Annotated in this window: 21 protein-coding genes, 1 tRNA gene and 6 pseudogenes; 13 read left to right on the top strand and 15 right to left on the bottom strand. The window is 62.8% G+C overall.

Translation table 11 applies throughout. From position 1 onward, the window contains the following. Nucleotides 1–149 precede the first annotated feature (149 nt). The 6 genes from ASE79_RS08280 (at nt 150) to ASE79_RS08250 (ending at nt 7,726) form a co-directional block, all read left to right on the top strand. On the top strand, nt 150–1,523 hold the full coding sequence (locus ASE79_RS08280) for a class II 3-deoxy-7-phosphoheptulonate synthase (RefSeq protein WP_056414574.1): 1,374 nt from the start codon (nt 150–152) through the stop codon (nt 1,521–1,523). 83 nt (nt 1,524–1,606) lie between these two features. Continuing rightward, nucleotides 1,607–1,681, top strand: a tRNA-Glu gene (locus ASE79_RS08275). A gap of 1,295 nt (nt 1,682–2,976) precedes the next feature. Further along, nucleotides 2,977–4,527: a L,D-transpeptidase family protein gene (locus ASE79_RS08265; RefSeq protein WP_235516818.1), complete on the top strand. Its 1,551-nt coding sequence runs from the start codon at nt 2,977–2,979 to the stop codon at nt 4,525–4,527. A gap of 62 nt (nt 4,528–4,589) precedes the next feature. Then, complete coding sequence (locus tag ASE79_RS22055) at nt 4,590–4,784, top strand: aldo/keto reductase (protein ID WP_056414569.1); 195 nt, start codon at nt 4,590–4,592, stop codon at nt 4,782–4,784. Nucleotides 4,785–4,865: 81 nt separating this feature from the next. Then, nucleotides 4,866–5,426 carry a DUF1993 domain-containing protein gene (locus tag ASE79_RS08255; protein WP_056414566.1) on the top strand — a complete coding sequence of 187 codons (561 nt, stop codon included), beginning with the start codon at nt 4,866–4,868 and terminating at the stop codon, nt 5,424–5,426. A 209-nt stretch (nt 5,427–5,635) separates the two neighbouring features. Next, nucleotides 5,636–7,726 carry an alpha/beta fold hydrolase gene (locus tag ASE79_RS08250; protein ID WP_056414563.1) on the top strand — a complete coding sequence of 697 codons (2,091 nt, stop codon included), beginning with the start codon at nt 5,636–5,638 and terminating at the stop codon, nt 7,724–7,726. A gap of 104 nt (nt 7,727–7,830) precedes the next feature. Here ASE79_RS08250 and ASE79_RS08245 read toward each other — a convergent pair. The 4 genes and pseudogenes from ASE79_RS08245 to ASE79_RS08230 all read right to left on the bottom strand — a co-directional run bounded on the left by ASE79_RS08245 (nt 7,831) and on the right by ASE79_RS08230 (nt 11,105). Continuing rightward, nucleotides 7,831–8,553, bottom strand: a pseudogene (locus ASE79_RS08245) (SDR family NAD(P)-dependent oxidoreductase). A 98-nt stretch (nt 8,554–8,651) separates the two neighbouring features. Continuing rightward, nucleotides 8,652–9,413, bottom strand: a complete 762-nt coding sequence (locus ASE79_RS08240) for an SDR family NAD(P)-dependent oxidoreductase (protein ID WP_056414562.1) — start codon at nt 9,411–9,413, stop codon at nt 8,652–8,654. Beyond that, nucleotides 9,413–9,982 carry a type 1 glutamine amidotransferase domain-containing protein gene (locus ASE79_RS08235; RefSeq protein ID WP_056414559.1) on the bottom strand — a complete coding sequence of 190 codons (570 nt, stop codon included), beginning with the start codon at nt 9,980–9,982 and terminating at the stop codon, nt 9,413–9,415. Before ASE79_RS08235 ends, ASE79_RS08240 begins: the two co-directional genes overlap by 1 nt. A 1-nt stretch (nt 9,983) precedes the next feature. Continuing rightward, nucleotides 9,984–11,105, bottom strand: a complete 1,122-nt coding sequence (locus tag ASE79_RS08230) for a catalase family protein (RefSeq protein WP_056415742.1) — start codon at nt 11,103–11,105, stop codon at nt 9,984–9,986. 547 nt (nt 11,106–11,652) lie between these two features. Here ASE79_RS08230 and ASE79_RS08225 point away from each other — a divergent pair. Beyond that, nucleotides 11,653–13,212, top strand: a complete 1,560-nt coding sequence (locus tag ASE79_RS08225) for a serine hydrolase domain-containing protein (protein ID WP_056414557.1) — start codon at nt 11,653–11,655, stop codon at nt 13,210–13,212. Nucleotides 13,213–13,376: 164 nt separating this feature from the next. Here ASE79_RS08225 and ASE79_RS21875 read toward each other — a convergent pair whose 3' ends face one another. Both ASE79_RS21875 and ASE79_RS20355 read right to left on the bottom strand, forming a co-directional pair. Beyond that, the gene (locus ASE79_RS21875) at nt 13,377–13,724 is read right to left on the bottom strand and encodes a helix-turn-helix transcriptional regulator (RefSeq protein ID WP_267904503.1); all 348 of its coding nucleotides are present in this window, start codon (nt 13,722–13,724) and stop codon (nt 13,377–13,379) included. Continuing rightward, nucleotides 13,709–14,593: pseudogene (locus tag ASE79_RS20355) on the bottom strand (metallophosphoesterase family protein). The gene ASE79_RS21875 and the pseudogene ASE79_RS20355 overlap by 16 nt, the downstream one beginning before the upstream one ends. A gap of 496 nt (nt 14,594–15,089) precedes the next feature. On the opposite strand from ASE79_RS20355, the gene ASE79_RS08215 reads away from it, so the two are divergent. The 3 genes and pseudogenes from ASE79_RS08215 to ASE79_RS21650 all read left to right on the top strand — a co-directional run bounded on the left by ASE79_RS08215 (nt 15,090) and on the right by ASE79_RS21650 (nt 16,422). Further along, a complete protein-coding gene (locus ASE79_RS08215) occupies nt 15,090–15,917 on the top strand; it encodes an alpha/beta fold hydrolase (RefSeq protein WP_056414550.1) in 828 nt (275 codons plus the stop codon). 118 nt (nt 15,918–16,035) lie between these two features. After that, nucleotides 16,036–16,242 (top strand): annotated as a pseudogene (locus ASE79_RS21655) (NADPH-dependent FMN reductase); the annotation flags it as partial. Between the two features lie 9 nt (nt 16,243–16,251). Next, nucleotides 16,252–16,422, top strand: coding sequence for a hypothetical protein (locus ASE79_RS21650; RefSeq protein WP_235516816.1), 171 nt, complete (start codon nt 16,252–16,254; stop codon nt 16,420–16,422). Between the two features lie 390 nt (nt 16,423–16,812). Here ASE79_RS21650 and ASE79_RS21260 read toward each other — a convergent pair whose 3' ends face one another. The 3 genes from ASE79_RS21260 to ASE79_RS20350 form a co-directional block, all read right to left on the bottom strand. Continuing rightward, nucleotides 16,813–17,163, bottom strand: a complete 351-nt coding sequence (locus ASE79_RS21260) for a hypothetical protein (protein ID WP_162237025.1) — start codon at nt 17,161–17,163, stop codon at nt 16,813–16,815. Between the two features lie 186 nt (nt 17,164–17,349). Next, nucleotides 17,350–17,724: a hypothetical protein gene (locus ASE79_RS21255; protein ID WP_162237024.1), complete on the bottom strand. Its 375-nt coding sequence runs from the start codon at nt 17,722–17,724 to the stop codon at nt 17,350–17,352. 237 nt (nt 17,725–17,961) lie between these two features. Continuing rightward, nucleotides 17,962–18,686 (bottom strand): IS5 family transposase gene (locus ASE79_RS20350; RefSeq protein WP_235516863.1). Its coding sequence is split into 2 segments (ribosomal slippage): nt 17,962–18,399 and nt 18,402–18,686, totalling 723 coding nucleotides; the frame shifts between segments, so codons are not numbered across the junction. A gap of 291 nt (nt 18,687–18,977) precedes the next feature. On the opposite strand from ASE79_RS20350, the pseudogene ASE79_RS22050 reads away from it, so the two are divergent. Both ASE79_RS22050 and ASE79_RS21645 read left to right on the top strand, forming a co-directional pair. Next, nucleotides 18,978–19,235, top strand: a pseudogene (locus ASE79_RS22050) (PAS domain S-box protein); the annotation flags it as partial. A 47-nt stretch (nt 19,236–19,282) separates the two neighbouring features. After that, the gene (locus ASE79_RS21645; protein WP_235516815.1) at nt 19,283–19,438 is read left to right on the top strand and encodes a hypothetical protein; all 156 of its coding nucleotides are present in this window, start codon (nt 19,283–19,285) and stop codon (nt 19,436–19,438) included. On the opposite strand, the pseudogene ASE79_RS21640 reads toward ASE79_RS21645, so the two are convergent. Next, nucleotides 19,385–19,528 (bottom strand): annotated as a pseudogene (locus ASE79_RS21640) (integrase); the annotation flags it as partial. The gene ASE79_RS21645 and the pseudogene ASE79_RS21640 overlap by 54 nt on opposite strands. Before the next feature lie 485 nt (nt 19,529–20,013). On the opposite strand from ASE79_RS21640, the pseudogene ASE79_RS20335 reads away from it, so the two are divergent. Continuing rightward, nucleotides 20,014–20,160 (top strand): annotated as a pseudogene (locus ASE79_RS20335) (transposase); the annotation flags it as partial. 143 nt (nt 20,161–20,303) lie between these two features. Here the strand turns inward: ASE79_RS20335 and ASE79_RS08190 are convergent. The 5 genes from ASE79_RS08190 to ASE79_RS08170 all read right to left on the bottom strand — a co-directional run bounded on the left by ASE79_RS08190 (nt 20,304) and on the right by ASE79_RS08170 (nt 24,353). Continuing rightward, entirely contained in the window at nt 20,304–20,747 is a 444-nt protein-coding gene (locus ASE79_RS08190) for a potassium channel family protein (protein WP_056415739.1), read from the bottom strand. A gap of 60 nt (nt 20,748–20,807) precedes the next feature. Further along, complete coding sequence (locus ASE79_RS08185; RefSeq protein WP_056414542.1) at nt 20,808–21,620, bottom strand: universal stress protein; 813 nt, start codon at nt 21,618–21,620, stop codon at nt 20,808–20,810. A 395-nt stretch (nt 21,621–22,015) separates the two neighbouring features. Beyond that, nucleotides 22,016–22,681: an NAD(P)H-dependent oxidoreductase gene (locus ASE79_RS08180; protein WP_056414539.1), complete on the bottom strand. Its 666-nt coding sequence runs from the start codon at nt 22,679–22,681 to the stop codon at nt 22,016–22,018. A gap of 122 nt (nt 22,682–22,803) precedes the next feature. After that, entirely contained in the window at nt 22,804–23,454 is a 651-nt protein-coding gene (locus tag ASE79_RS08175) for a LysE family translocator (protein WP_056414535.1), read from the bottom strand. An 83-nt stretch (nt 23,455–23,537) separates the two neighbouring features. Further along, nucleotides 23,538–24,353, bottom strand: coding sequence for a universal stress protein (locus ASE79_RS08170; RefSeq protein WP_235516814.1), 816 nt, complete (start codon nt 24,351–24,353; stop codon nt 23,538–23,540). Nucleotides 24,354–24,363: the final 10 nt, after the last annotated feature.

Raw genomic sequence — 24,363 nt, 5'->3', positions numbered from 1 at the left:
GGCGGTCGGTTCGGTTTCTTCGGTTAGATGCGCTGGCCGAGCACCCCCCACGCCATCAATGACTTGCACCCTGCAAGCTTTACTTCATTGCGCGAAAACGCATTTCCGAGCATGGATAGCCGCACAATTCACCAATCGGACGACATGATATGGCCGCGAACTGGGCCCCTGACAGCTGGACACGACACGAAGCACGACAGCTCCCGACCTATACCGACGCCGCCTCGCTGACCGCAGCGACCGACCAGCTTGCCAGCTTTCCACCGCTCGTCTTCGCCGGCGAAGCGCGCAACCTGACCGCGAGCCTCGCCGAGGTCGCAGCAGGCAAGGCATTCCTGCTCCAGGGCGGCGACTGCGCCGAGAGCTTTGCCGAGCATAGCGCGAACAACATCCGCGACACGTTCCGCGTCATCCTGCAGATGGCGGTCGTGCTCACCTATGCGTCGAAGCTGCCGGTCGTGAAGCTCGGTCGCATGGCGGGCCAGTTCGCCAAGCCGCGCTCGACCGATACCGAGACGATCGGCGGCGTCGAGCTGCCGTCGTACCGTGGCGACAACGTCAACGACATCGCGTTCACCGCCGCCTCGCGTGCGCCAGATCCGCAGCGCATGATCCGCGCCTACTCGCAGTCGGCCGCCACGCTCAACCTGCTGCGCGCGTTCGCGCAGGGTGGCTATGCGAACCTGCACCAGGTTCATCGCTGGACTCACGACTTCATGGGCCGCAGCCCCTGGTCGAAGAAATATGCCGAGACCGCGGACCGGATCGGCGAGGCACTCGAGTTCATGGCCGCGTGCGGTATCGATCCCGAGACCGTGCCGCAGCTCGCGCAGACGCATTTCTACACCAGCCACGAGGCGTTGCTGCTCCAGTATGAGCAGGCGCTGACCCGGCAGGATTCGCTGACCGGCGACTGGTACGACACCAGCGCGCATTTCCTGTGGATCGGCGATCGCACGCGCTTCGAAGGCTCGGCGCATGTCGAGTATTTACGCGGCATCGGCAACCCGATCGGCATCAAGTGCGGCCCGAGCCTCGAGCCCGACGCGTTGCTGCGGATGCTCGACACGCTCAACCCTGCGCGCATCCCCGGCCGCATGACGCTGATCACGCGCTATGGCTATGACAAGATCGAGGCGAATTTGCCCCGCCTGGTCCGCGCCGTGACGCGCGAGGGCCATCCGGTGGTCTGGAGCTGCGATCCGATGCACGGCAACGTCGTCAAGGCCGCCAACGGCTACAAGACGCGGCCCTTCGACCGGATCCTCGCCGAGGTGCGCGGCTTCTTCGCGGTTCACCGCGCGGAAGGCACGCACGCCGGCGGCATCCATGCCGAAATGACCGGGCAGAACGTGACGGAGTGCACCGGCGGCGCGGTCGACGTGACCGAGCAGAGCTTGGCCGATCGTTACCACACGCACTGCGACCCGCGCCTCAACGCCAGCCAGAGCCTCGAGCTCGCCTTCCTGCTGGCCGAGATGCTCAACGAGGAAATGGCCGAGCGCAAGAAGGTCGCCGCCTGAGAAAAATGACGGGCGTCGAAGGAATATGCGGCAACCGGGTTGACGACCGCCGCCACGTTCCGTAGACGCCCGCATCTGCTAACGGCCCCTTCGTCTAGCGGTTAGGACGACGCCCTCTCACGGCGTAAGCACGAGTTCGATTCTCGTAGGGGTCACCATTCTCGACTAAACTCGGAAATGTGCGGGTTACGCCCCTTTTGCTCGACATCGGGACAGATGGATCGAAGCGGACCCGCATGGCGTGCCCTTTCTGCGATCACCGAGCATGCCAAGTCTACTGGAAACGAGCGCGCCGGGCGGCCCTCAAGGGCAAGGCTGTGGCGAAGGTCTTGTTGTGGACAAAGGACACCGTCTAGGCCAAGATCGGCTTTGCGCGCGAGAATGCCAAATTCGAGCTGAACTCGCCGATGGCACGCCACCGGTGCGCGGAAGAGACATTGGTCCCAACGCCCAGCGCCTTGGTGCGCCGCCGGTGCGACGCCCTGGCGGCGGGAACCGGCCTCTCCGCTCCGCCGTGGCTCACCGTATTCTTCATGGAATTCGATGCTGCAGCGGGCTCGCGCACGTCGATCGGCGTGGATGACCCGTTCCCGCCCGCGATCATGGGTCCGCCGTCCAACACCGACCGGCATCGGCTTTGCGGGGACAAGGCGCGTTTCGAGAGGTTGATGGCCGACTCCTACGGGGGGCGACGTCAAGCGGACCGGCACGAACTGGATGAGACTAAGGTAGCATCCCGACGAACCGCTGTGGCGTCCCCGCCTCACCGGTCATGCCGCTAGGCTACGGACATTCGAACTGGGTACAACGCACTCCTCTGACAACGAGGTCGTCAAGGCGCTTCTGGACATCGTGGACGAAACGCGTAGCGCCGACGAGTAGGTGAAGCTTTCCCGATAGCATGGACCAGGCCTTGAAAGCCGGTTTGGGTTTCGCCGGAAACCGCTCGAGCCTATAGTCGCGGCATGACAAAATCATCTCGCGAAGCCAGCAAGTCCAAGAAGCCCCCTCTCAATGGCTGGCTCGGGATAGGCATCCTGCTTGTCACTATGACGATCTCGTTCTTCGTGGCTTACGCCTACCTGCTACCTTAGTTTCCGTTGGACCATCCAGCCGCGAACGTCGGTAATTGGGCGTTGATGGCCCGGTCGGTTGGGCCCAGCGGGACCCATAGTCCGACACTGGGGGTCGGCCTGTAGTTCCCAACTTCGCCCGCTTAAACCGTTGACGACGGAGCCGCGTTGACGGGGAGAATTGGGCCGACCTTCGAAAGCCTGGCGATGTGTACACTCGCTATATTCAGCGCGATTGCACACCGTCAGGTAAACGACGACGCGGCGCGCGACGGCGATCGACTTTAGGCCGGCGACAGCACGCCGAACGGCAGATTTCTGCAACGACCGACCGTCGTCCTGGTCCACATTGCCGACTGGCTCGTTAGACCGGCATGCGCTTGAAGACATTGTACCAATCCACGGTCCCGCTCCTGATCCTGCTGACCCACGGAGCGGCGCACGCTCAGGTCTTTCCGATCGATGCCGTAGCCCGTCCGGACCCCATCGCGATGGCGATCGACAAGGGCGACGTGACGGACCCCAAGCTTCGGACGTTGTACGCCAAGTCGAAATGGCGGGCTTTGTGGTCCAAGCAGAGCATCGCTGCATTCGAGTCCGCGCTCGCCGACCGCGGCCGGCACGGTCTCGACCATCTGGCCTTCGCCGGCGCGGACGCAACGGATGCAAGCCCCGCCGTCGCCGACGTAGCGCGGTCGCGCGCCGCCGTCTCCTATGCCGAAGCTTTGGCAGGAGGACGCATCGATCCTGCCTCGTTGCACGAAGTCTATACCCTGCCCCGCCCGAAAACCGACGTTACAGACGGTCTCGGCGTTGCCCTTGCGACCGGTAAACTCACCGAGTGGCTGGAGTCGCTGGCACCGCAGGACGCCGAGTACCGGTCTTTGTCCGACGCTTATCTCCGCTTTAGCCAGGCCGCAGCTGCAGCCGGGCCGACCCAGCCGATCGCCGGTGGCGTGATCCGTGTCGGCACTCGAGACCCGCGGGTGGCGGCCATTGCCGATCAGTTGACGCAGAGCGGCTACATGGCGCCTTACGGTTCAGCGGCCGAGCCGTCGCTGCTCACGCCTTCCCCCACGTCGGCGCTCTACACGCAGGCGCTGGCGGACGCGCTGAAACGATTGCAAACCGATTACGGGATTGCCGCCGACGGCGTCGTCGGTCCCGAGACGCTGAGGGTGCTCAACCTGGGCGCCGGCGATCGCGCCCGGGCGTTGGGCGTTGCGCTCGAACGCCGGCGCTGGCTCGAACGCACGCCACCTGCCACGCGGATCGACGTCAACACCGCAGCGTCACAGTTGCGGTACTACCGCGACGGCACGGTGGTGGACGAGCGAAAGGTCGTCGTCGGAGAACCCGGGCACGAGACCCCGGCGCTCGCATCGCCGATCTTCAGGCTGGTCGCCAACCCGACCTGGACCGTGCCGAAATCGATCCAGAACGGCGAAATGGCGAACGTCGACGACGCATATCTGCAGGCGCACAACATGGTGCTGCGTGACGGCTGGATCGTCCAGCAACCGGGGCCCGACAATGCGCTCGGCCTCGTCAAGTTCGACATGGCCAACAACCAAGCGATCTACCTGCACGACACCTCGGCGCCGGCGCTGTTCGAGCGCAGCCAGCGCCATCTCAGCCATGGCTGCGTCCGCGTCGAGGACGCGCTCGGTTTCGCGCAGATGCTCGCCGAGGACGAGGGCGTCGCGGACGCGTGGCAGGCTGCGCAGGCGACGGGCGAGATGACCTTCGTGCCGTTGCCGCGTCGTATTCCGGTCCGGCTGCTCTATCACAATGTCTATGTCGGTGCCGACGGAGCGATCGCCTTCCGCACCGACCCATACGGATGGAACGATCCGATCGCCGAGCAACTCGGTTTTGCCAAGTCGTCGGCGCGCCGGGCGGAAGCGCAGGCGATCGACATCGGCCCTTAGTCACAACCCCATCCCTTCCCCACGAACGAACCCATCGTGGGACAGTCGACCGACCGGCCACGATGAACCGATGGCGATCGATAATTTCGCGCAACGCGACGCCGATGCAGGTGGCCCCGGCGTGTCTGCTGCGGCGGTCGCCTGACATCCTGCCGATCCCCGGCACGCCGTCCGTGGCGCACCTTCGCGAAAATCTCGCCGTGGCGGCGCTGGCGCTTCCCGACCGGGAGATGGCCGCGCTCGACGGCATTGGCTGACGAACGCTTGGCTCCGCGTGGCTGGCCTGTGTAGACCGGGAGCGGGATCGACCTGCCGACCCGCTAGAAAAGCGAAGCTTCATGACGCTCTCAGATTTTGTCGTCCCCACCTACGTCCAGATGCTGGGAGCGTTGTCGCAGTGGCTCTCCAAGGCAGAGACGCAGCGGCCAGACGGGAGCGTGGACACGCTGCTGGCGGCGCGGCTCGCGCCGGACATGTTCCCCTTGGCGACACAAGTCCGGTTTGCGTGCCGACAGGCGCAGGAAGGCGTGTTCCGGTTGCTCGATCAGGCGTTTCCGCCCGCGCCGGAGACCCTGCTCGACGAGGGTCGAAACGCTGGCGAGCGGCCCGGTACGCTCGCGGATGCCCAAGCCCGGATCGTCGAGACGATCGCAGTGGTCGAGGCCGCCGCAGCCGCGGGCATCACGATCGACCCTGCCGCACCGATCGCCCACGCGCTGCCAAACGGAATGATCCTCGACCTAACGGCGGAGCAATATGCGCGTGACTGGGCGCTGCCGCAGTTCTATTTCCACGTGGTGACCGCATACTCGATCATCCGAGCACAGGGGATCGAGCTGGGAAAGGCAGACTATGCGTCGCACATCTTCGCCTGCCTTCGGCAGAACGCGCTGTCCTGACGCGCGCATCAGGGGGCACGATCGCCTCGGCGCGCGATGGGTCGGGCATCAGGAAGATCCACTTCCGGACGTTCGAACCGCCGTACGCGCGTCCCAAAAGCAGCCGTTCGTTCATCTCGCTTCGAAGCCCCTTTCGGCGACCTTCGCGCGTTCGACGTTATGAGTTCAATCGGGGACGTAAGATCTAGTCCCTTCGGCAGGATGTACACATGGCAGAACCCTTCCTCATCGCGATACCCGAAGACCGACTTGCCGTCATCCATGCCAAGGTTGAGGCGTTCGACTGGAGCATTATGCCGGACGCGGAGGACTGGCGGTCAGGCGTCGGCCTCGCCGATCTCAAGCTGCTCGTCGACTATTGGCTGACGCGCTACGACTGGCGCGCGCAGGAGCGTCGGTTGAACCTACTGCCGCAATTCGCGGCCGAAGTGCAGGGACAGCGCCTCCATTTCATCCATGTGCGCGGCGATGGATCACGCCCCCCGCTGCTGCTGCTGCACGGCTGGCCGGGGTCGTTCCTCGAGTTCGAGGCGCTGATCGCGCCGCTCGTCGCCGACGGTCACGACGTCGTCGTTCCGTCGTTGCCCGGCTACGCGTTTTCGGGCCGCCCCGTGTCCCCGATCGGACCGAAGCAGACCGCAGAGCTCATGCACGGCCTGATGGTCGAGCTGTTCGGCACGCGACGCTATCTCGTGCAGGGCGGTGACTGGGGTGCAGCGATCGGCGGCTGGATGGCGCACGCGCATCCCGATGCGATCGCCGGACTCCATCTGAACATGGTGCTGCTCCAGGCCAAGGATGTGGCGCCGAAAAAGCCCGACGAGGTCGCCTGGGCTGCGAAGCGCGCCGAGCTCGCCAAGGAAGAAACCGGCTATTCGCAGGAACAGGGCACGCGCCCGCAGACGCTCGGCGTCGCGATGTCGGACAGCCCGGTCGGCGTCGCGGCGTGGATTCTGGAGAAGTTCGGCGCATGGGCCGACGTGCCTCGCGATGCGCAAGGCCGCCCCGACCTGTGGCAAGCGTTCGACGAGGATCTGCTCCTGACCAACATCATGCTGTATCTGGTCGAGGGTTCGTTCGTGACGTCGACCTGGATGTACCGTGGCCGCGTGCTGGAGGGATCGGGCAACTTTCCCGCGGGAACGCGTATCGCCGTACCGACCGGGATCGCGGCATTCCCCGACCCGGTCTTCCCGCCGCCGCCGCGCTCGCAGGCGGAGAAGACCTATGACATCGTCCAGTGGACCGAGATGCCCGCAGGCGGCCATTTCGCCGCGCTGGAGCAGCCCGATCTGCTGCTCGCCGACATGCGTCGCTTTTTCGCTTCCAGATCGGTTTCCGATGACGCCCCGAAACGCTCGATCGTACTTCGCTCGGCCGGGATCATCGCTGCGACGCTGGCAGCAGCTGCGGTTTACACGCGTGCGACGACCAGGCGGACCGAGCAGGACGTGCCCGCGGACGGCCGTTTCATCGACGTCGCGGGCGCGCGGATCCACTATGTCGATCGCGGTGCCGGGCCGCCCATCGTCCTGATCCACGGGCTGGGCGCGCAACTGCGCAACTTCTCCTACGGCGTCGCCGATGCGCTGGCCGACACGTATCGCGTCATCCTGGTCGACCGACCCGGCTCGGGCTATTCGGTACCTACCGGCGAACAGTCCGGTATCCTTGGCCAGTCGGCGATTATTGCAAGCCTTATCGACAAGCTCGCGCTCGATCGTCCGCCGCTGCTCGTCGGTCATTCATTGGGCGGTGCGGTCGCCCTCGGCGTGGCGACGCACCACCCCGGTGCAGTCGCCGGCCTGGCGCTGCTGGCGCCGATGACGCAGCCGCCTGGATCGATACCTGCCTCGGTGGCAAACGCGATCGAAAGCAACCCCGGCGCACGCGCGATCTTCGCCAATCTGCTGGGCACACCGATCAGCCGTGCGGCGTATGGCATGCGCTGGGGCAAGATCTTCGCGCCCGATGCAGTCCCGGCCGATTTCGCTACGCGCGGCGGCGGTGGGCTCGGCGGTCGTCCGGTTTCGGTCAACGCCGCACTGGTCGAACTGGCCAGCGCCGAGATCGACCTGAACGCAATCGTCAGACGCTATGCCGAGCTGTCGATTCCGGTCGCACTGCTATACGGCCGCGACGACCGAGTGTTAGCTCCTGCGATCGACGGCGAGCGGGCAGTCGCCGCAATTCCAGGCGCGACGCTGGAGATGACCGACGGAGGCCATATGCTCCCGGTCGGGCATCCGCAGGCGAGCGCCGCGTTCGTCCGCAACTGCGCCGAACGTATCTTGCAGTAGCACCAAGGGCGGTCAGGGACGGCGGCAACGGTCAGCGCTTCGGCACCGAGCGCATGCCGTCCCAAGCCCATCGGAGAGGAAAAGCGGGTGCGTACCTCACCCCTTCAGTGTCCGGCCACCTGCCCACCGTCGACATGAAGTATTTCGCCGGTCACGAACGTGGCGTCCTCGAGATACAGCACCCCGCCGACGACATCCGCGACCGTGCCCATCCGTCCGAGCGGGTGAAACCGTCCGAGGCCGGCGCGCGTCTCGGGGGGATGCATCGGCGTTTCGGTGATGCCCGGCGACACCGCATTGGCGCGCACGCCGCGGGCGGCATATTCGATTGCCAGGCTGCGTGTCGCCGCGGCGAGCCCACCCTTCGTCATGGAAGCCAGCACCGAGGGGAATTCGGCATTGGCATGCTCGGCGAGCGTGGTGACGATCTGTACGATATGACCACTGCCCTGTGCGACCATCAGCGGCAGTGCTGCCTGCGTCATGTGAAAGAAGCCATCGAGATTGGTCTGCGTGATCTGGCGGTACTGCTAGGCCGTGTAATCGGTGAAGTGCTCGCCAATGAATAGGCCGGCATTGTTCACGAGCGTATCGACACGCCCGAACCGGTCGCGCGCGGCCATGACCGCGCGCTTCGCGGTTTCGGGATCGGCGACGTCGCCAGCGACGGTGATCCAGTCGTCCGATTGCGACGCTGCAATCGATCGCGACACGCCGACGATGCGCCAACCGCGAGCGCGATACGCGTCGGCAATCCCCTCACCCAGGCCTTGCGACGCACCGGTGATGATAGCGACCTTGGGCGCGACGTTCGAAGCGTCAGACATCGACAGCGCCGATCTGCTGGCAGAGGGTAATAGGATTGGTCATTGCCGAAAGGACTCCAAAAAATAGACCGGGAGCGCATTCACGCGCTCCCGTTATGTCAGGACAGCGGTGGCTGGCCGTTGGACGCGGTCAGCCCGCCATCGACGGGCAGGTTGACGCCCGTCACGAAGCGCGCGTCGTCGCTGGCCAGGAACGCGATCGCGCCGGCGATGTCGGCGGACTCGGCGCCACGCCCGATCGGAATACGCTCCTCGAACTTGGCTATCAGGTCGGGCTGTTCCTTCATCCCCGCGGTCAACGCCGTATAGGTCAGCGACGGATTGACGGCGTTGACGCGCACGCCGTTCTTGGCCTCGTCCATCGCAAGCGCCCGGGTGAAGTTGCTCACCGCGCCCTTGGCTGCGCAGTAGAAGCTGTGGTTCCAGTCGCCGCCCAGCCCCGACACCGACGACACGTTGATGATGCAGCCCTTCGACGCGCGCAGGTGCGCGATCGCCGCGCGGCTCATATGGACGACGCCGTACAAGTCCGTCTCGATCACCTTGGTGAATTCGGAGAAGTCGCCTTCGTCCAGCTTCCCCAGATGATCGACACCGGCGTCGTTGACGAGCACGTCGATCCGACCGAACCGGTCGATCGCCGCCTCGACCAGCGCCTCGCAGGCCGCACGGTCGGTGACATCGGTTTCCCGCGTCTCGACGATGCCGCCCAGTTCGCCCGCCAACTTGTCGAGCGCGCCGGTGTCGATGTCGCCCAACACCAGCGTCGCGCCTTCCTCGGCGAAGCGGCGCGCAGCGCCTTCACCGACACCCGAGGCGGCACCGGTGATCACGACGACCTTGTCGGAGAACCGCGCCATCATGCGTTCTCCGCCTGCGCGACATGCTTGCCCTCTCCGAACTCCTCGACGAGCTTCGCGCAGAACGCCGGCAGGTCATCGGGGGTACGGCTGGTGACAAGGCCCTGATCGACGACCACCTCCTGATCGACCCACGTCCCGCCCGCGTTGCGAATGTCGGTGGCCAGCGTCGGGAACGAAGTGAGCGTACGGCCGCGCACCTGATCGGCCTCAATCAACGTCCACGGCGCATGGCAGATCGCGGCGACGGGCTTGCCGGCGGCGAAGAAGTCGCGGACGAACGCCACGACCTTGTCCGACGACCGCAGCGTGTCGGCACCGACGCACCCGCCTGGGATGATCAGGCCGTCAAACTCGGCGGCCGACACGCCGCCGATCGCCTTGTCGACCGCGAACGTCTTGCCCGGATCGAGATCGTTATTGAACGTCTCCGCGTCGCCCGTTTCGAGGCTGATGACCGTCACGTCCCCGCCGGCCTGCTCGACCGCCGCCTTTGGCTGTGCGAACTCGGGTTCCTCGGTGCCGCGGGGTGCGATCAGGATCGCGATTTTCTTGCCTTGAAGCGTCATGTCAGTCCTTTCGACAATCGGAATTGGTGTGGCGGCGCCAGGCCGGGATATCGGTGATGGCCGCTGTGTTGGCGGCGGCGGTGCCGTTCTCGCGGTGTCGGAAATCGCTGAGCGCGCGGTACACCTGCATGCGCGCGCGCATCACGCCGCCCAGCGGGCGATGCGCCTCCAGCGCGTGTGCCGGCCGGAACGTCATGACCTCGTCGAAATAACGCACGCGATCCGAACCATAGGCCGCCTGCCGCGGCAGACGGATCGTCGCTATCGTGCGGTATTCGCTGACCCGCGTCGGCCAGTCGACCGACGTATCCTCGATCGGCTGCGTTTCGGCATCGGCCCATAGCTGCGCGCGCAGTTCGAACACCGCGTCATTGCCGTCGAAATACTCGATCGCCGCATGACGAAAGCCATCCTCATCCTGATGCGGATCGAGCTGCCACTCGCTCAGCGCGCGCTGCTTGGCGGCCACCGGGAACGCGCCGAGTTTCGCGACATGATCGCCGTATCGGATCGGGCATTGGCTGAAATAGGTCTCGACAAGCGGGTGGCTGAACGGATGGCCGTAAAAATCCAGCGTCGGGCTCGGTTCGACACCGACAGCGTTGAGCGCCTTGTTGATGTTGCGCGCGATCGACGCGGCCACGCTCTTCACGCCTTCGGGCATCGGCACGGTCATGCCGATCTTCTTCGCCTGCGCGAGAAATCCCCCGGCGGTACCGGCCGGGAACGTCGTGCCGCTCGCGAACACGAAGTCCTGCGTCGGCGCATCGTGACCGGCCAGCTTGGCGCCATCGACCCCAAAGACCTTGATCGCCATGCCACGATGCGTCGAGACCCGATCGCCAAGCTTCTCGCCCGGCCCCTGCGCAAAGCGGACCGCGACGTCGTACGTCCCCGGATTGGCGAACAGCCCCTGCGCCAGCTCCGGCGGCAGATCGGCAGCGACGACCATCGTGCCGACGACGCAGGCGGTGCTCTTTGCGTGACTGGCGCGCACCGCATGGCCGTCGCGCTTTTCGACGGTCTGGCTCTCCTGCGTCATCCCCTTGATGATGCCGTCGATACTCTCCTGTTCGCCAGCCTCGGCTGTCTCGATGTCGTCGCGATAGAGTAGATAGGCCACGGGAAGCTCCTGTTGGATCAGGAGGTAAACACCCGAATGCCCTGCGACGTTTCGGTACGGTTCCGTGCAGACCCGATCCGTCGAGCGCAGAAGCGACTGCGGCTCGTGCATCGGGCACTTGTTCAGCCGGCTGCGGAGGCCTTGGATCCTCGCCCGGTTCCGACAGCCATCCATCGATGTGCGTTCGATTAGCAACCCTTCTGAAATGGCGAAAGTTGAGGCGGAACTCTCGTTCGCAGCCTGGACCGCGAAGATCACCTTTCAGCGGCAGTGAACGCTTGAGCATTTCCAGCATCCTGCTCCCGAACTGGCAAGTTCGGCGTATGGTAGCAGCAAATTGTTCAGTCCTGACCATTGAATACCAAATCCGTATCGCTAGTCTGTCGCGGAACGTGATAGGGACCTGATCATGAACCGGTGGGTGTTGATGTGCGCTGCACTCGGCATTGCTACGTCGTCGACAGCCCAGACATCGCAGCCTGTCGTTACTACCGCCTCCGCGAGTCTTGTACCCCCGGACGGATGGACGCAGACCCCAGCTCCCCAGATGCTGACGTTAAAAGCACCCGAGGGGGACACCTTCGTTGCGATCGTCGATGGCGGTGCTTCCGGCGACCCGAAAGAGGTTGTCGCGGCCGCGTGGAAGCGCTTCGATCCTGGCCTTGCACGCAGGATCCGGCTCGTCACCAAGGCAGCGGCAACCGAGGGTTGGAACGAGGCCTGGACGGTCGACTATGAAACCTCGCCCAACGAGAAGCTCGTCCTTTTTGCGCGCGCGATGCGCCACGGTGACGGTTGGACGGTAGTACTCGCCAGGGGTTCCGAAGCGACCTTTGAAAAGCGCGCCGGTGCGATCCGCAAGATAGGCGAGTCGCTCCGTCCTGCAGGACTGAAACCCGAAGACTTTGTCGGAAACACGGCCCTCCCCGTCGATGCCGCACGGCGCGAGCAGCTCAAGGCGTTCTGGCGCGACGCGATGGCCGCTTATGGCGTTCCCGGCATCGGATACGCCTTCATCGATCGGGGCGGCGTCGTCGAGGAAGGCGGCATCGGCGTGAAAACCATCGGCAAGGCCGATCCAGTCGACGCACACACGCGATTCATGATTGCGTCGAACACCAAGGGTATGACGACGCTCCTGCTCGCCAAGCTGGTCGATCGCGGTAAGCTCGGTTGGGACGAACCAGTCGTCGAGGCCGATCCGGCGTTCCGGCTTGGCGATGCCTCCGTCCAGCGCGAGGTCCAGATTCGCCATTTGATCTGCGCCTGCACCGGCATGCCGCGCCAGGACATGGAATGGATCATGACCGGCGGCCTCGATACACCCGCCAACAAGGTTCTCTCGCTGCTCGCGGGGATGAAACCGACCACCAAGTTTGGCGAGATGTTCCAGTACAGCAACCCGCTTGCCTCGGCAGCGGGGTATATCGCGGGTCATGTGGACTATCCCCGCATGGACATCGGCCACGTGTATGATCGCGCGATGCAGATTGAAATTTTAGATCCTCTCGGCATGAAGGACACGACCTTCTCGAAGGCAGTTGCAGTCGCGGGTAACCATGCCGATCCGCGCGACATCGGCATGGACGGCACGGTTGCGCTAGGCACGATCGACAAGAGCGACAGCATCTATTTCGCCCGGCCCGCCGGCGGCGCATGGTCGAGCGCCCATGATCTGGCGCGCTACGCGCTCAATGAGCTTCGCGAGGGCGTGTTGCCGTCGGGCGGGCGGCTGGTCAGCCGAGAAGCGCTGCTCGCGCGGCGCAACCTAGGCATGGAGATTGGAGAAGCAGCAACCTACGGCATGGGCCTGCAGACCTCTCGCCGGTGGGGCGTCGCCATGGTGTACCATGGCGGGGCCATGCCGGGTTACAAGACCGACTGGATCGTTCTGCCCGACGCCGGTATCGGCATTGTCCTGCTGACCAACGCCGAACTCGGCACGTCGCTGCTCGACCAGACGCGCCGCCTTCTCGTCGAAATCCTGTACGGCGCAAGGCTTGAAGCTTCGGCGGTAATGAAGACCCGCGCCGCCGCGCTCCGGGCGGAATATGCCGCGCTGATCGTTTTTTTGGAATTGGTGTCCTCAAACACCACGTCTCGCTAACTGACCGTCGTCCGGGCTCGCAGATAGCCAAGCTGCATGTGCGAACAATAGGCCGGCACATAAACCCAATCTCGGCCATTCGCTGACCGCTTTCGACTTCCCAATTTGAGGCACTTCTGCATCGAGACTTCACAGCGAATCTCGGGCAACCACCTAGCAGCTGATCATCGAGAATTGGTAGGCACCGGTATGCCGGGTGCTCGATTGCCTTGCCTGGACAGCTGCTGGTCTTCCGATCGAAAATTTGCTTTCGGAGAAGTCCCAAAGGCGCGCCGGAACGCGTGCCCGAACGCGCTCTGTGAGGTGTAGCCGACCCTGTTCGCTATGCTGGCCACGGCCGCATCGCCGCGCATCAGCGCTGCGCGGGCAAGAGTAAGACGCCACTTGCGGACATAGGCGAGCGGCGGTCTCGTCCAAACGACAGGAACGGCGACCAACCATGGCACGGTGGCGTGCCCAGAAGCGGATATTCGCAGGGTGATTCCTTGCCGCACGTTCAGTTTTTCATCCATGTTGAGGCGGGGCTCATGCCCCAAGAATTCTTCCCTGCGCGACGGCACGTCACATTTCTCAAATCGGTTCGCATTTTTAGAATGGACACTGCTTCCCAAAAAGCGTTTCGCTTCGATAGAGCAATACTCCCATGCTCGACCCGACCAGTCCGCAAAGCTCTGGACCAATCGGTACGGGCATGAGCCTCGGCGTCTCGGACGGCTTGTTCCCAGTCATAAACGACGAACAGAAGCTCTACCGCCCAGCCACCAACTTCGTTGGACAAGACTGCGTAACGTGCATGCGGCGATCCGCTTTCAACTCGGTGGGCGTGGGGTCGATCACCGTCATATGCCGGAAGACCAACGCTTCCAGGGTTTATGATCATGCGCCCGTCGTCAAGCGTCATCACCCGTTGGAGATGCGTATGGCCGCAGAGGATCAAAGCCGCATCGATAGTTCCCGCCCGGTGCTCGACTTCCTCGCGAGTGGCCTCACGAAGCCCCTCCTCCGTCACGGTCTCGAGAAAGTAGGCCAGGTCGTTGTCTGGCGTGCCATGAACGAGCAGCACATCTTTGGACGGCCGCATGGTAGTGGGCAATGCTGCTAGCCAGGCAAGCTGCTCAGCGCTCGGGTGGTCGGAGGCATGGCGATCGGACAACCCCATACGCTCGCGAGGCTGATCCGATATCTGACGTTCGTGATTGCCCCGTATCGTCGGCATTCACAGAGGCATCAGTCGATCAACTGTTTCACGCGGGAATAGCCCTCCTGGGCAGATGTCCCCGAGGTTCACAATCTGGTCCACTTGCCGGGGGGCGACGTCGGCGAGAACTGCATCAAGAGCAGCGACATTCCCGTGAATGTCAGAAATTACCGCAATCTTCATTGCGGACCTGTAACAAGCAGCCTTGCAATCGGAACCCCCGCTCTTTGACACCTACAAACCCGAGGTCAGCCTCCCAACCAGAAACCATCAGCAGAAAAGCGCCGCCCCGGGCGGCACCGATAACCTGCAGGTTTGTCTGCTCCATGAAGTCTGTTCGCGATTGTCCTATCCCGAAACTCCTATTAGAAGTGAGATCTGGAAATTACCCTATCAAACAGATGACTGAGTTCATAGATTCGAATTTACCACCAGTGCGTCGGATCTCGGGCGAACGTTCCTCCGTTACACCTCATCGAATCATTTACGGCCGTTTGCGATATCTGTCTGGCTTGCCGACTTACGCCGTTCGTTAATCCTGATCGGGGACTATGTTCTGGTCTTAAGTGCCGCCATTCTAACGGCGATATTTGCTATTCTACCTCCTTACCTATCCGCCGCCCCATGTGAATTTTCCTGTAGCGTGCCGCGTACCCAACCGAGCCCGAGGAGACCTCGCATGCCGTTCATCACCACCGCCGACGAGACCGAAATCTTCTACAAGGACTGGGGCAACACCGACGCGCTCGCCGTCATGTTCCACCACGGCTGGCCGCTCAGCTCGGATGACTGGGACGCGCAAATGATGTTCTTCGTCCAGAAAGGCTATCGCGTCATCGCGCATGATCGCCGCGGCCATGGCCGTTCGACGCAATTGGCGGGCGGTCACGACATGGACACCTATGTCGCCGATGTCATCGCGCTGACTGACGCGCTTGATCTGCGCGATGCCGTTCATGTCGGCCACTCGACCGGTGGTGGCGAGGTCGCCCGTTATGTCGCGCGCGCCAAGCCTGGTCGGGTCAAAAAGGCCGTGCTGGTCAGTGCGGTCGCACCCATCATGGTCAAGACCGAGGCCAACCCGGACGGCGTCCCGATGGACGTATTCGACATGGTGCGTGAGCAGACTGCCACGAACCGTTCGCAATTCTACTACGACTTCACGTTGCCCTTCTTCGGCTACAACCGCGACGGCGCAGAGGTAAAGGACGCGGTGCGGCTCAACTGGTGGCGCCAGGGCATGATGGGCTCTGCGCTCGCCCATACGCTCGGCATCAAGGCCTTTTCCGAGACCGATTTTACCGACGACCTCGAGGCGATCGACGTGCCGACGCTGGTCCTGCACGGCGAGGACGACCAAGTGGTTCCGTTCGCCACCACTGGCAAGATGTCAGCCGGGATCGTGAAGGGCGCCAAGCTCATCTCCTACCCCGGCTTTCCTCACGGCATGCCGGTTACCAATGCCGATCGGATCAACGCCGATCTGCTCGCCTTCATCGAAGGCTGATCCATGCAGGGCACGGGGCGCTGGGGCGCTCCGTGCCTTTGCACGAAACGCCTCACAAGAAGTTGCCGCGATGCACGGGCGGGTTCTGATCTTCTAGGGCTTCTATCGTTCCGATCGGCAGAGCATTCGCCTCGGCGAGTGGCTCGTCCGCGCCTTCGCCGTGCGCGGTGCATCGGCCGAGCTCATCGACGCCAAGGCGGTCGACCTTCCCATGGTCAACCGCATGTATAAGAACCATCCGAGCGGCGAGGCGCCGCTGAGACTGGAGGCACTCGCCGAAAAGATCAGGACGGCCGATGCCTTCGTCTTCGTGACCGGCGAATAGAACTCGGGCGTGCAGCCCGGGCTAAAAAATTTTACCGACCATTTCCTGGAGGAATGGTATTGGGGGCCGGCGGCGATCGTCAGCTATTCGGCGGAACGCTTCGCCGGTGCGCGCGCCGGCCTCGTGCGGCACGGTATCCTGTCCGAGATGGGCATTAGCTGCCGACGATCTGATAGCTGATACTCACTCCGGAGACACGCCCCTTCTGTTTGAATACCCTAGACTTTGTGGCGTATCGGATACGTAGGCGTTCCGGCGATAGCCACTTCATTTCAGCCCATGACCCTTCCCAGTCACCCACCCTAGCGGCGCCGTGATCGTCATCTGCAACGAAGGCGTTGCCCCCTCCCGATGGCTTATCGTTCGCGTCCAATATCGAAATTTGGGTGGAGAAGCCCGTGGTTGCTCCGCAGTCCCGCTGGAATAGCAACGCGACACGCGTGCCATCAGGCGAAGGGCTTCGCGAGACGACGGTGTTCTGGCAGGCGTTCGAACACCCTGAGCAAATCATCAACGCTGCGAATGATGCTGCTCTCATTGTCGCGGATGGTAACCGTAGCTTCTCCGCCGTCAACGGCCGGTTTCGGGAAAGAAAAATTCGGGCCTGAACGGCCGGTTATGGGCGTTATCGGACGTTCGCGCCGGATCGGTCTCGAATGTCTGATCTTGGTAGAAAGCGGACATTCTGCCGTTGGACATTAAACCGCAAATGCGGCCATACTTGATCGTGCAATAGGGGGCATCGCCGGCATGAGCTTCAATAGGATTGGGCCTTACGAACTGACGCGCGGCGATCTGATCGCTGCTTCGGTCGTCATATCGTTTGTCACTGGAAGCAAAGCCACTCGATTGAAAGCTGCGCTGTTCCTGCTGATGGGATTGCTCATAATCATCGGTGGCTCGGTCGTTGACGAGCCACAAACCGCTGGTTTTGGCATGCTGTTCATACTTATCATATTCGTCATCGCGCCAGCGCTCCGTTCCCGTAAAGGGGGCAAAGACATCTATCTAGAGAGTAGTGCGGAAGGGCTTGTCGCAGAGACCGCCAATGTGCGGACCACCTATAAATGGAACACGATCGGTGCAGTCAGGAAGGTCGGTTCACGGCTATTCATCATGATCAGCGATGGTTGCGCACTCGTGATCTCCGACCGACTGACCAGCCACGAGAACATGGGAAATTTGATGCGGACCGTCGCGCGCCATCAGGTTTCTTCGGAGCTTTGAACGTCCGCAATTGGGCGTAATCGGAATGTCCGGAATGGAGAGGAAAGCGGTCGGGCTACTAACCTCTTCTCTTCGGAAGCAGAGAATGCAGACGGGGATCGGAAATAGCGCGATCAGCGCGAACACGATCGACCCGCCCACGTCACCTCCAAGTCCAAATCCACAGAACGCAAACGTAAACCATGCCATTGCGACGATGACGAGCGTATAGCAGATCACCACGATCCGAGCCGCGATGTCTGCTTTACGGGTCATCTTAGCGACGATACCGAATGAATGATCGTCCGCAATAGGAAGCAGCATATTTCCCTTCAAACGTCTGTCATTGGGCGACAGCGGAAAGGCGGCCTTTTAGGCTCCGCTTTGCCGATCGCGAACGTCGCCATGTGAGGAAAGGGGGGCGTGACGACGGTACGCCCGACTAGAAGCGTTTGATTCATGGAAACGTCATAAGGCTGCCGGGGCATCAGGATTAGGGTCAAAACTCGTTGATCACAGCCAGAAGATGACGGTGGCAGCGAGGGCAACCGCAGAGAAGAAGGCTGTTGGGCAACGGTCGTAGCGGGTTGCCACGCGGCGCCAATCCTTGAGGCGGCCGAACATGATCTCGATGCGGCTGCGGCGCCGATAGCGCCGCTTGTCGTATCTGACCGGCTCGTTGCGCGATCGTCGACCTGGGATGCAAGGTTGGATGCCCTTGGCCTGCAAGGCGTCTCTGAACCAGTCGGCGTCGTAGCCGCGGTCGCCGAGTAGCCACTGCGCCTTGGGCAAATCGTCCAGCAACGCTGCGGCACCAGTGTAATCGCCGACCTGCCCTGCGATCATGAAGAAGCTCAAGGGGAGCCCGTTCGCGTCAGCAACGGCATGGAGCTTGATGTTCATGCCGCCCTTGGTGCGACCGATCAGGCGACCGAGATCCCCTTTTTTACCCGCAGGCTGGACGCCGTGCGGTGCGCCTTCAGGTAGGTGGCGTCTATCATGACCGTTGTCGGGTCGGCGCCAATCGCAGCCAGCCCCTCCATCATCCGCGCGAACACGCCTGCTTCACCCCAGCGTTTCCATCGGTTGTAGAGCGTCTCGTGCGGGCCGTAGGCGCTCGGCGCGTCTCGCCAGCGCAGCCCGTTCCGGTTGACGAATACGATGCCGCTCAACACCCGTCGGTCATCGACGCGCGGCTTGCCGTGGCTTCTCGGAAAGAACGGTCGCAGCCGTTCTATCTGCTCTTACGTCAACCAAAACAGGTCGCTCATGCCAGTCTCCTTACGCAACCTGAATCAGATCGCGGCCATCACATCAATGGGTCCTGACCCTAGATGCAAGATGGCCAAGTTTTGGGCAGGTTAGCATCTGTTCTTTAAGCCGCATGATACTGTGACCCGTCGTCTCGAAGATTGGCGCTGCCGAGGAGACGGGGCCGAGTTCATGGAAGATGGCACCATTGCCCCGATCAAGGTCGCAACGGGGGAGGTGCGCGGACATGCTCTGTCGATCGTCGATGTGACCACGAGGTGCGCCCCCGAGTGCATGGTCATGGACCGCGCGGCGCCTATACGTTCGGCCTTAACCACGGTGCCGGACGCGAGATCATAATCGCCGAAGGGTGCATAATTCACTCGTCCAGTGCGGCAGTGGAGCGGGTATTCGGCTATTCGGAACATGAGGTAGTCAGCCGCAACGTAAGACTGCTCACATCCGCGGATCACCGAAGCCGGCATGATAGCTATGTCGAGCGGTATCTGACGACTAGCGAGCGCCCGATTATCGGCATCGGCCGCGTCTTGTTTGCCAACGCACAGATGGGACCGGCTCCCCGATGGAACTGTCGGTTGGCGAGGCGGAACGCGCTGCCGAGCGCATCTTCACCGGCTTTATTCGCGATCTCACCACGCAGCAGCGGTTGGAGCTTCGCTTGGTGCACCCTGACCACATCACAGCTGCGGAGCTTGCTGTCGATCGCGAAGTCGAATAGCGCTCGGTCGCGCAGTCGCCTCTTTTGGTCGAGCCAGCAGCGAATTGCCCAGACCTGTTGCTTTTTCAGCGCTCGCTTAGCACCGATCAGCCGGCCTTCGTTTCAAGCCCAATGTTCGTGAAAGGCGGGGTCCATTGACGAGTGACCCATCGATCATCTCCATCGGCCCTAATCGGTCAATCGAGTATACGCATGCGCAGTAAACCGCCGGTTTCAAAATGTGGTTGATCAGCCGTCAATGATGCTGAACGAGTTGTCGGTTTCGGGCGGCGCCTGGCGGTCTCTGTGCGGCCGGAAGTGGGTCATCACCAGGGAGCCCTTCTCTTAAAGCGTAGGGTCCACAGATGTCAGATGGCTAGACGCTCAGGCGTAGCTACATGATCCTGCCGGGAGGTTGGCTTGAACAGCAGAAAACAGACATGTGCCGTGATCAAGACGATAGGAGCTAACCCGCAACACTATCTTGTTCCAATACCTCGGGCACATCGAGCGAACGTATAACCTGAGGGCGCCGGAGACTGCGCGGATAGTTCAGGATGGAGTGGTGTTGATTCTCCTCGAAGGATTCGAACTGGAAGCGGCGCTATCGGCGCCGCAGCCGCATCGAGATCTTGTTCGGCCGCCTCAAGGATTGGCGCCGCGTGGCAACCCGCTACGACCGTTGCCCGACAGCCTTCTTCTCTGCGGTTGCCGTCGCTGCCACCGTCATCTTCTGGCTGTGATCAACGAGTCCTGACCCTAGGGCTTGGACTTCCAGTAGGAAATGACACCGTCCAACCCAGCACAAGCCCCCGATCAGTAACACTTGCGACGAACATCACGATATCAGCTCGTGGTGCTGGCGAGGGTGCGGTAACAACGCCTATCATCGGGCAGCCTCTATTTCGGCCTCAAGCCAGCGGATGCGTCCGACGATGGCAACGAAGAAGGCCGTAGACCAGCCCAACAGGATGATGCCGTTCGCGCTCTCTATCGCGCCGACGACCCGCCAGCCGGGACCCAGCACAACATCGCCATAGCCCACCGTTGTGTAGGATGCGGTGGAGAAATACAGTGCTGTCTCCAGCCCGGGCAGGGCGTGCACGACAATATAGAAACCGGCATACAGCCAGATTTCCTTGGCATGGAGCAGTAATAGGCCCGTCGCAGCCGCACCGATCGTGAGGGCTTGGCGTATCAGTTCGGCCTCACCGGCGCCCTTGCGATGTCGCCGCAGTAAAAGCATCAGACCACCGATGCCGAAAAGGTGCATCGCGCACGTCACGGCAACCAGAGCGGTCGCGGCAAAGAGTTGGACGATCAGGTGCATGACCGGAGCGTCCACGAACGGCATCGTTCGCGCCATCCGTGGAATCCCGTAGCCACCGGGCTAGCGCCGGTGGACAAGCAGCATCGGCACGTCGCATTCCCTGAGCATGGTCCGTGTCGAACCGCCAAAGATCGCCTCGATCGTCCGGGCGTGACCGAAGCCGCCCATGACGACGAAGTCGTGACGCGCCATCGCCACCTCACGCAGCAGTGCCTCGCCCACGCGCTCGAAGCCGACCGGTTCGTTCTTGATCGTGCTCGTGATTCCGTGCCGCGCCAGATAGCGCGCGGCCTCTCCCACGCCGGTCGCCGTCGCGCCGTTGTCGACATGGAACAGAGTGACCGACTTGGCGACCTGAAGCAGCGGCAGCGCCGAACACAGCGCGGCCTCGGCATCCTGCGAGCCGTCCCACGCCACCAGCGCGCGTCCATGGACAGTGATGCCGCGACACGCGGGTGGCACGGCCAGGACCGGCTTGCCGGTATGGACGAGCAGATCGCCGATGACGTGCGTCATGTGCGGGAAAAACGCGTCGGCATCATCGGTGCTGACGACGATGAGGTCGATCAGCGCGGAGCGCGCTTCCAGCGTCTGCGACAGGAATCCGGTCGTGCTGGTCCAGTCGAACGGTACATCCTCGCGCTCGATCCTGGTACGCATGCGACTGGCATGCGCCGCCTCGATCGCGTTCTCTTCGGCAAGGAGCAATCCCCCCGCTGTCATTGGCACAGAATAATCACCGATATATTCGGGAACGATCGTCAGATCGAGGCATGCAAGATGGCCTTCCACCGTACGGGCGACATCAAGCGCGGCCTGATAGCGCGCCTCCTGGCCCTCATCGTCGTGGATCAGCAGAAGAATGCTCTTCATCAATCGTCTCCTTTCGTGGGTTGCCGGGAACGGTTACGAGGCGCGAACCAGGGTCGATAGGCACGGTTTCCCAGGTATCCGGGTCGGCGCCGGCACTGACGGTTCTGGTGCGATCGCGTTGTAGGATGCCTGGCCGAACAGCGCTCCCGCCCGACACGACGCAGCAAGCGTCTGGCATAGCGGCCGCAAGGTGCAGTCCGCACACTCCCTTGGATCGGCAATGGCGCGGCACTTCGCGCAATACGCCCTTGCCATCGCCGCATGGGGCAAGCGTGCGACCGAATCCTCGGCCGCTCCGGCCCGTCCAATTTCATCCCAGGCGCGCCGTCTTAAATAGGCCCGCTCGGCCGGGTTCGGATCGGCGGGGGGCCGCCCTCCCGGCGGTGGATCGACGATCATGATTCATACACCTCCACAAGAAGGGTATTCTCCAACATCGCGCATGTGCGCGCAGCGGTATGGCGGACGCGATCGAGTTGTGTGGTTGCGTACGCCGTACTCATGTTTGGCACGACCGACTCGATCATGACGTGCTCGCTTTGCTTCATGCCGAAGCCGCGCCACAGATAGACATCGAGGATTTCACGCAAGGACAGCACTTGCCCGCGCTCGCTCAGCCAGTCGAGCGGCAGACCGGACGTGCTGAACGACAGGAGCGGCTTGCCTGCCAGCGCTGTTTGCCCGCGCTGATCGTGGACGGCACGAAACGAGTAATTCGCGCCGAGGACGCGATCGATATACCCTTTCAGGATCGCCGGCGGCATGCCGTACCAGATCGGGTATACGAGAACGATGACGTCGGCGTCGCGGACATGATCCAGTTCCTCAGCGACATCGGCGCGCGGCGCCCATTGGGACTGGCCGGGGCGCTCGTCTTCCTTGAGCACCGGATCGAATCCCAGCGCATAAAGGTTGCGAACGACCGCCTTGTGACCGTGGTCGCGGACTTCCGCCGAATAGGCATCGACGATCGCGGTATCGAAACTCGCGGGCGACGGATTGGCGCAGATGACCAAGTGCGTCGAACGCGCGGTCTGCGTTTTGGAAATATTGGTGTTCATGGTCGGAGTCATCGTCACGCCCCATCATGAGTGAGCCGGCCGCATCATCGACCGGGATGCAGGCGCGAGATATGCGTAGTTATACTGAGGACCCGCACAGAAGTACGGGACAGCCTTGGCGATCAGGCAGACACGCGCGTGCTCCATGCAAGCCAGCCTGCCACGGCCAGGAGCGCAACAGCATAGGTCCGGCCGAGCCATTCCGACGTGTGGTTCGTAACCAAGATCCGCGACCGCGCGGCAAGCATCACGATGCTGCAATGGACCGTGGTGGCAATGACGAGGTGCACCGATCCCAGGGTCAACGCCTGAAGCGGCAAGCTGCCACGTTTGCCGTCGAGGAACGCCGGCAAAAGGACCGCATAGAGAATCGCGGCCTTCACGTTGAGCAGGTTGGCAAGCAGCCCGCGCGCGAAAAGCCGCGTTCTTTGCAACGGCAACTCATGCGCATTCGTCATCGGTTCTGGATGCCACGCATCCTTTGCCAGCCAGACCATGTAGACGACGCCGGACCAGCGCAGCGTCTCGTAGACATACCTGTTGTCGAGGAAGCCCTGCGCGACTCCGGCAACGGTTGCCGCGAGGTAGAGCGTTAAGCCAAGCGTGACGCCGGCGATCACGGTCAGTCCCGCGGATCGTCCCCGCTGGGCGGCGACGATGGCGAGATAGCCCATATTCGGTCCAGGCGTCAGTTCGATCAGCAGCGCCGTGGCGGTGAATCGCAGCAGCGTCGGGAGCGCTATCGGGCCTAGCGTCAGCGACATGTCATTCATGATCTACCGTCCACTGCGCATCGCACGTGTTCGTCCCCGACGCTTGGGCCTTGGCGAGGCAAGAGTGTTCGCCTAGCCCACGATCAGGATGGGCACCGTGCTGGCCTCGACGAAGTCGCGGGTCCCCCCCCCAGCACGATGTCGCGGACTCGCGAATGCGCAAACCCGCCGATCACGAGAAGATCGGCTTTCTGCTCCTTTGCATAGAGCGTCAGCGTTTCGGCGGGGGGTTTCACCGCGTTGACGATCCAGTGCCCCTCCGCCGCGAAGCCGTGCCGGGAGAGATGTCGTTTCACCTCGGCATGAGCATCCTTCTCGCGCCCGCATTGATGGAGCGTGTCGCCGACCGTCACGATGTCGATGGCAGCGCCCGGCTCCGCCAGTTGTATCAGGGTGTGCAGGGCGCGCGTGGCTTCGGGCGACGGCGTCCAGCCGAGTATCGCCCGATGAACCCAGGTGATGTCGGCGTCGTAGGGCAGGATCAGTAGCGGCGTACCGCTCGCCCGGATCAGCGTCTGCGCGACGCGCCGTCGCAGCCATGGTGTCGCCCATGTCTCGAGCGCGCCCATGACGATGATATCCGCCACCTGCCGGCTCCGACGCAGATCCCCGGCGAGCCATGCCACATCGTCGTGAAAGCCAAAGACATCCCTGGGGCTATCGCAGTCCTTCAATGCGTCCTTTACCTGCGCGACGTTGGCGGCATCGTCGCCCATCAGGACGACCTCGGGCACGTACACCGCGCCAAAGGGGGCCAGAGCCGGAGACGTCATCGGTGCTGGGGTAAGAACGGCGACCTCCAGATGGGCGCCTCTCGCTTCCGCAAATCCGGCGACAGCCCGGAGGAATGGGGCCGCGGCATCGCCATTGTCGACGACGGCCAGAACGCTCTTGAGCATGATCGCTTCT

The sequence above is a fragment of the Sphingomonas sp. Leaf28 genome (genome assembly GCF_001421685.1).
GTDB classification, from domain to species: domain Bacteria; phylum Pseudomonadota; class Alphaproteobacteria; order Sphingomonadales; family Sphingomonadaceae; genus Sphingomonas; species Sphingomonas aurantiaca.
This window is presented reverse-complemented; position numbering and strand designations above follow the sequence as displayed.

What these genes read in the sequence shown, in the direction of transcription:
- ASE79_RS08250 (WP_056414563.1), top strand. Translation starts at nt 5,636, where the DNA reads ATGGCAGAACCCTTCCTCATCGCGATACCCGAAGACCGACTTGCCGTC.
- ASE79_RS08185 (WP_056414542.1), bottom strand. Translation starts at nt 21,620, where the DNA reads ATGAAGAGCATTCTTCTGCTGATCCACGACGATGAGGGCCAGGAGGCG.
- ASE79_RS08175 (WP_056414535.1), bottom strand. Translation starts at nt 23,454, where the DNA reads ATGAATGACATGTCGCTGACGCTAGGCCCGATAGCGCTCCCGACGCTG.
- ASE79_RS08180 (WP_056414539.1), bottom strand. Translation starts at nt 22,681, where the DNA reads ATGAACACCAATATTTCCAAAACGCAGACCGCGCGTTCGACGCACTTG.
- ASE79_RS22055 (WP_056414569.1), top strand. Translation starts at nt 4,590, where the DNA reads ATGAACCGATGGCGATCGATAATTTCGCGCAACGCGACGCCGATGCAG.
- ASE79_RS08280 (WP_056414574.1), top strand. Translation starts at nt 150, where the DNA reads ATGGCCGCGAACTGGGCCCCTGACAGCTGGACACGACACGAAGCACGA.
- ASE79_RS21875 (WP_267904503.1), bottom strand. Translation starts at nt 13,724, where the DNA reads ATGGATGAAAAACTGAACGTGCGGCAAGGAATCACCCTGCGAATATCC.
- ASE79_RS21645 (WP_235516815.1), top strand. Translation starts at nt 19,283, where the DNA reads ATGGAACTGTCGGTTGGCGAGGCGGAACGCGCTGCCGAGCGCATCTTC.
- ASE79_RS08225 (WP_056414557.1), top strand. Translation starts at nt 11,653, where the DNA reads ATGCTGACGTTAAAAGCACCCGAGGGGGACACCTTCGTTGCGATCGTC.
- ASE79_RS08215 (WP_056414550.1), top strand. Translation starts at nt 15,090, where the DNA reads ATGCCGTTCATCACCACCGCCGACGAGACCGAAATCTTCTACAAGGAC.
- ASE79_RS08170 (WP_235516814.1), bottom strand. Translation starts at nt 24,353, where the DNA reads ATGCTCAAGAGCGTTCTGGCCGTCGTCGACAATGGCGATGCCGCGGCC.
- ASE79_RS08255 (WP_056414566.1), top strand. Translation starts at nt 4,866, where the DNA reads ATGACGCTCTCAGATTTTGTCGTCCCCACCTACGTCCAGATGCTGGGA.
- ASE79_RS08240 (WP_056414562.1), bottom strand. Translation starts at nt 9,413, where the DNA reads ATGGCGCGGTTCTCCGACAAGGTCGTCGTGATCACCGGTGCCGCCTCG.
- ASE79_RS08190 (WP_056415739.1), bottom strand. Translation starts at nt 20,747, where the DNA reads ATGCACCTGATCGTCCAACTCTTTGCCGCGACCGCTCTGGTTGCCGTG.
- ASE79_RS21255 (WP_162237024.1), bottom strand. Translation starts at nt 17,724, where the DNA reads ATGACCCGTAAAGCAGACATCGCGGCTCGGATCGTGGTGATCTGCTAT.
- ASE79_RS08235 (WP_056414559.1), bottom strand. Translation starts at nt 9,982, where the DNA reads ATGACGCTTCAAGGCAAGAAAATCGCGATCCTGATCGCACCCCGCGGC.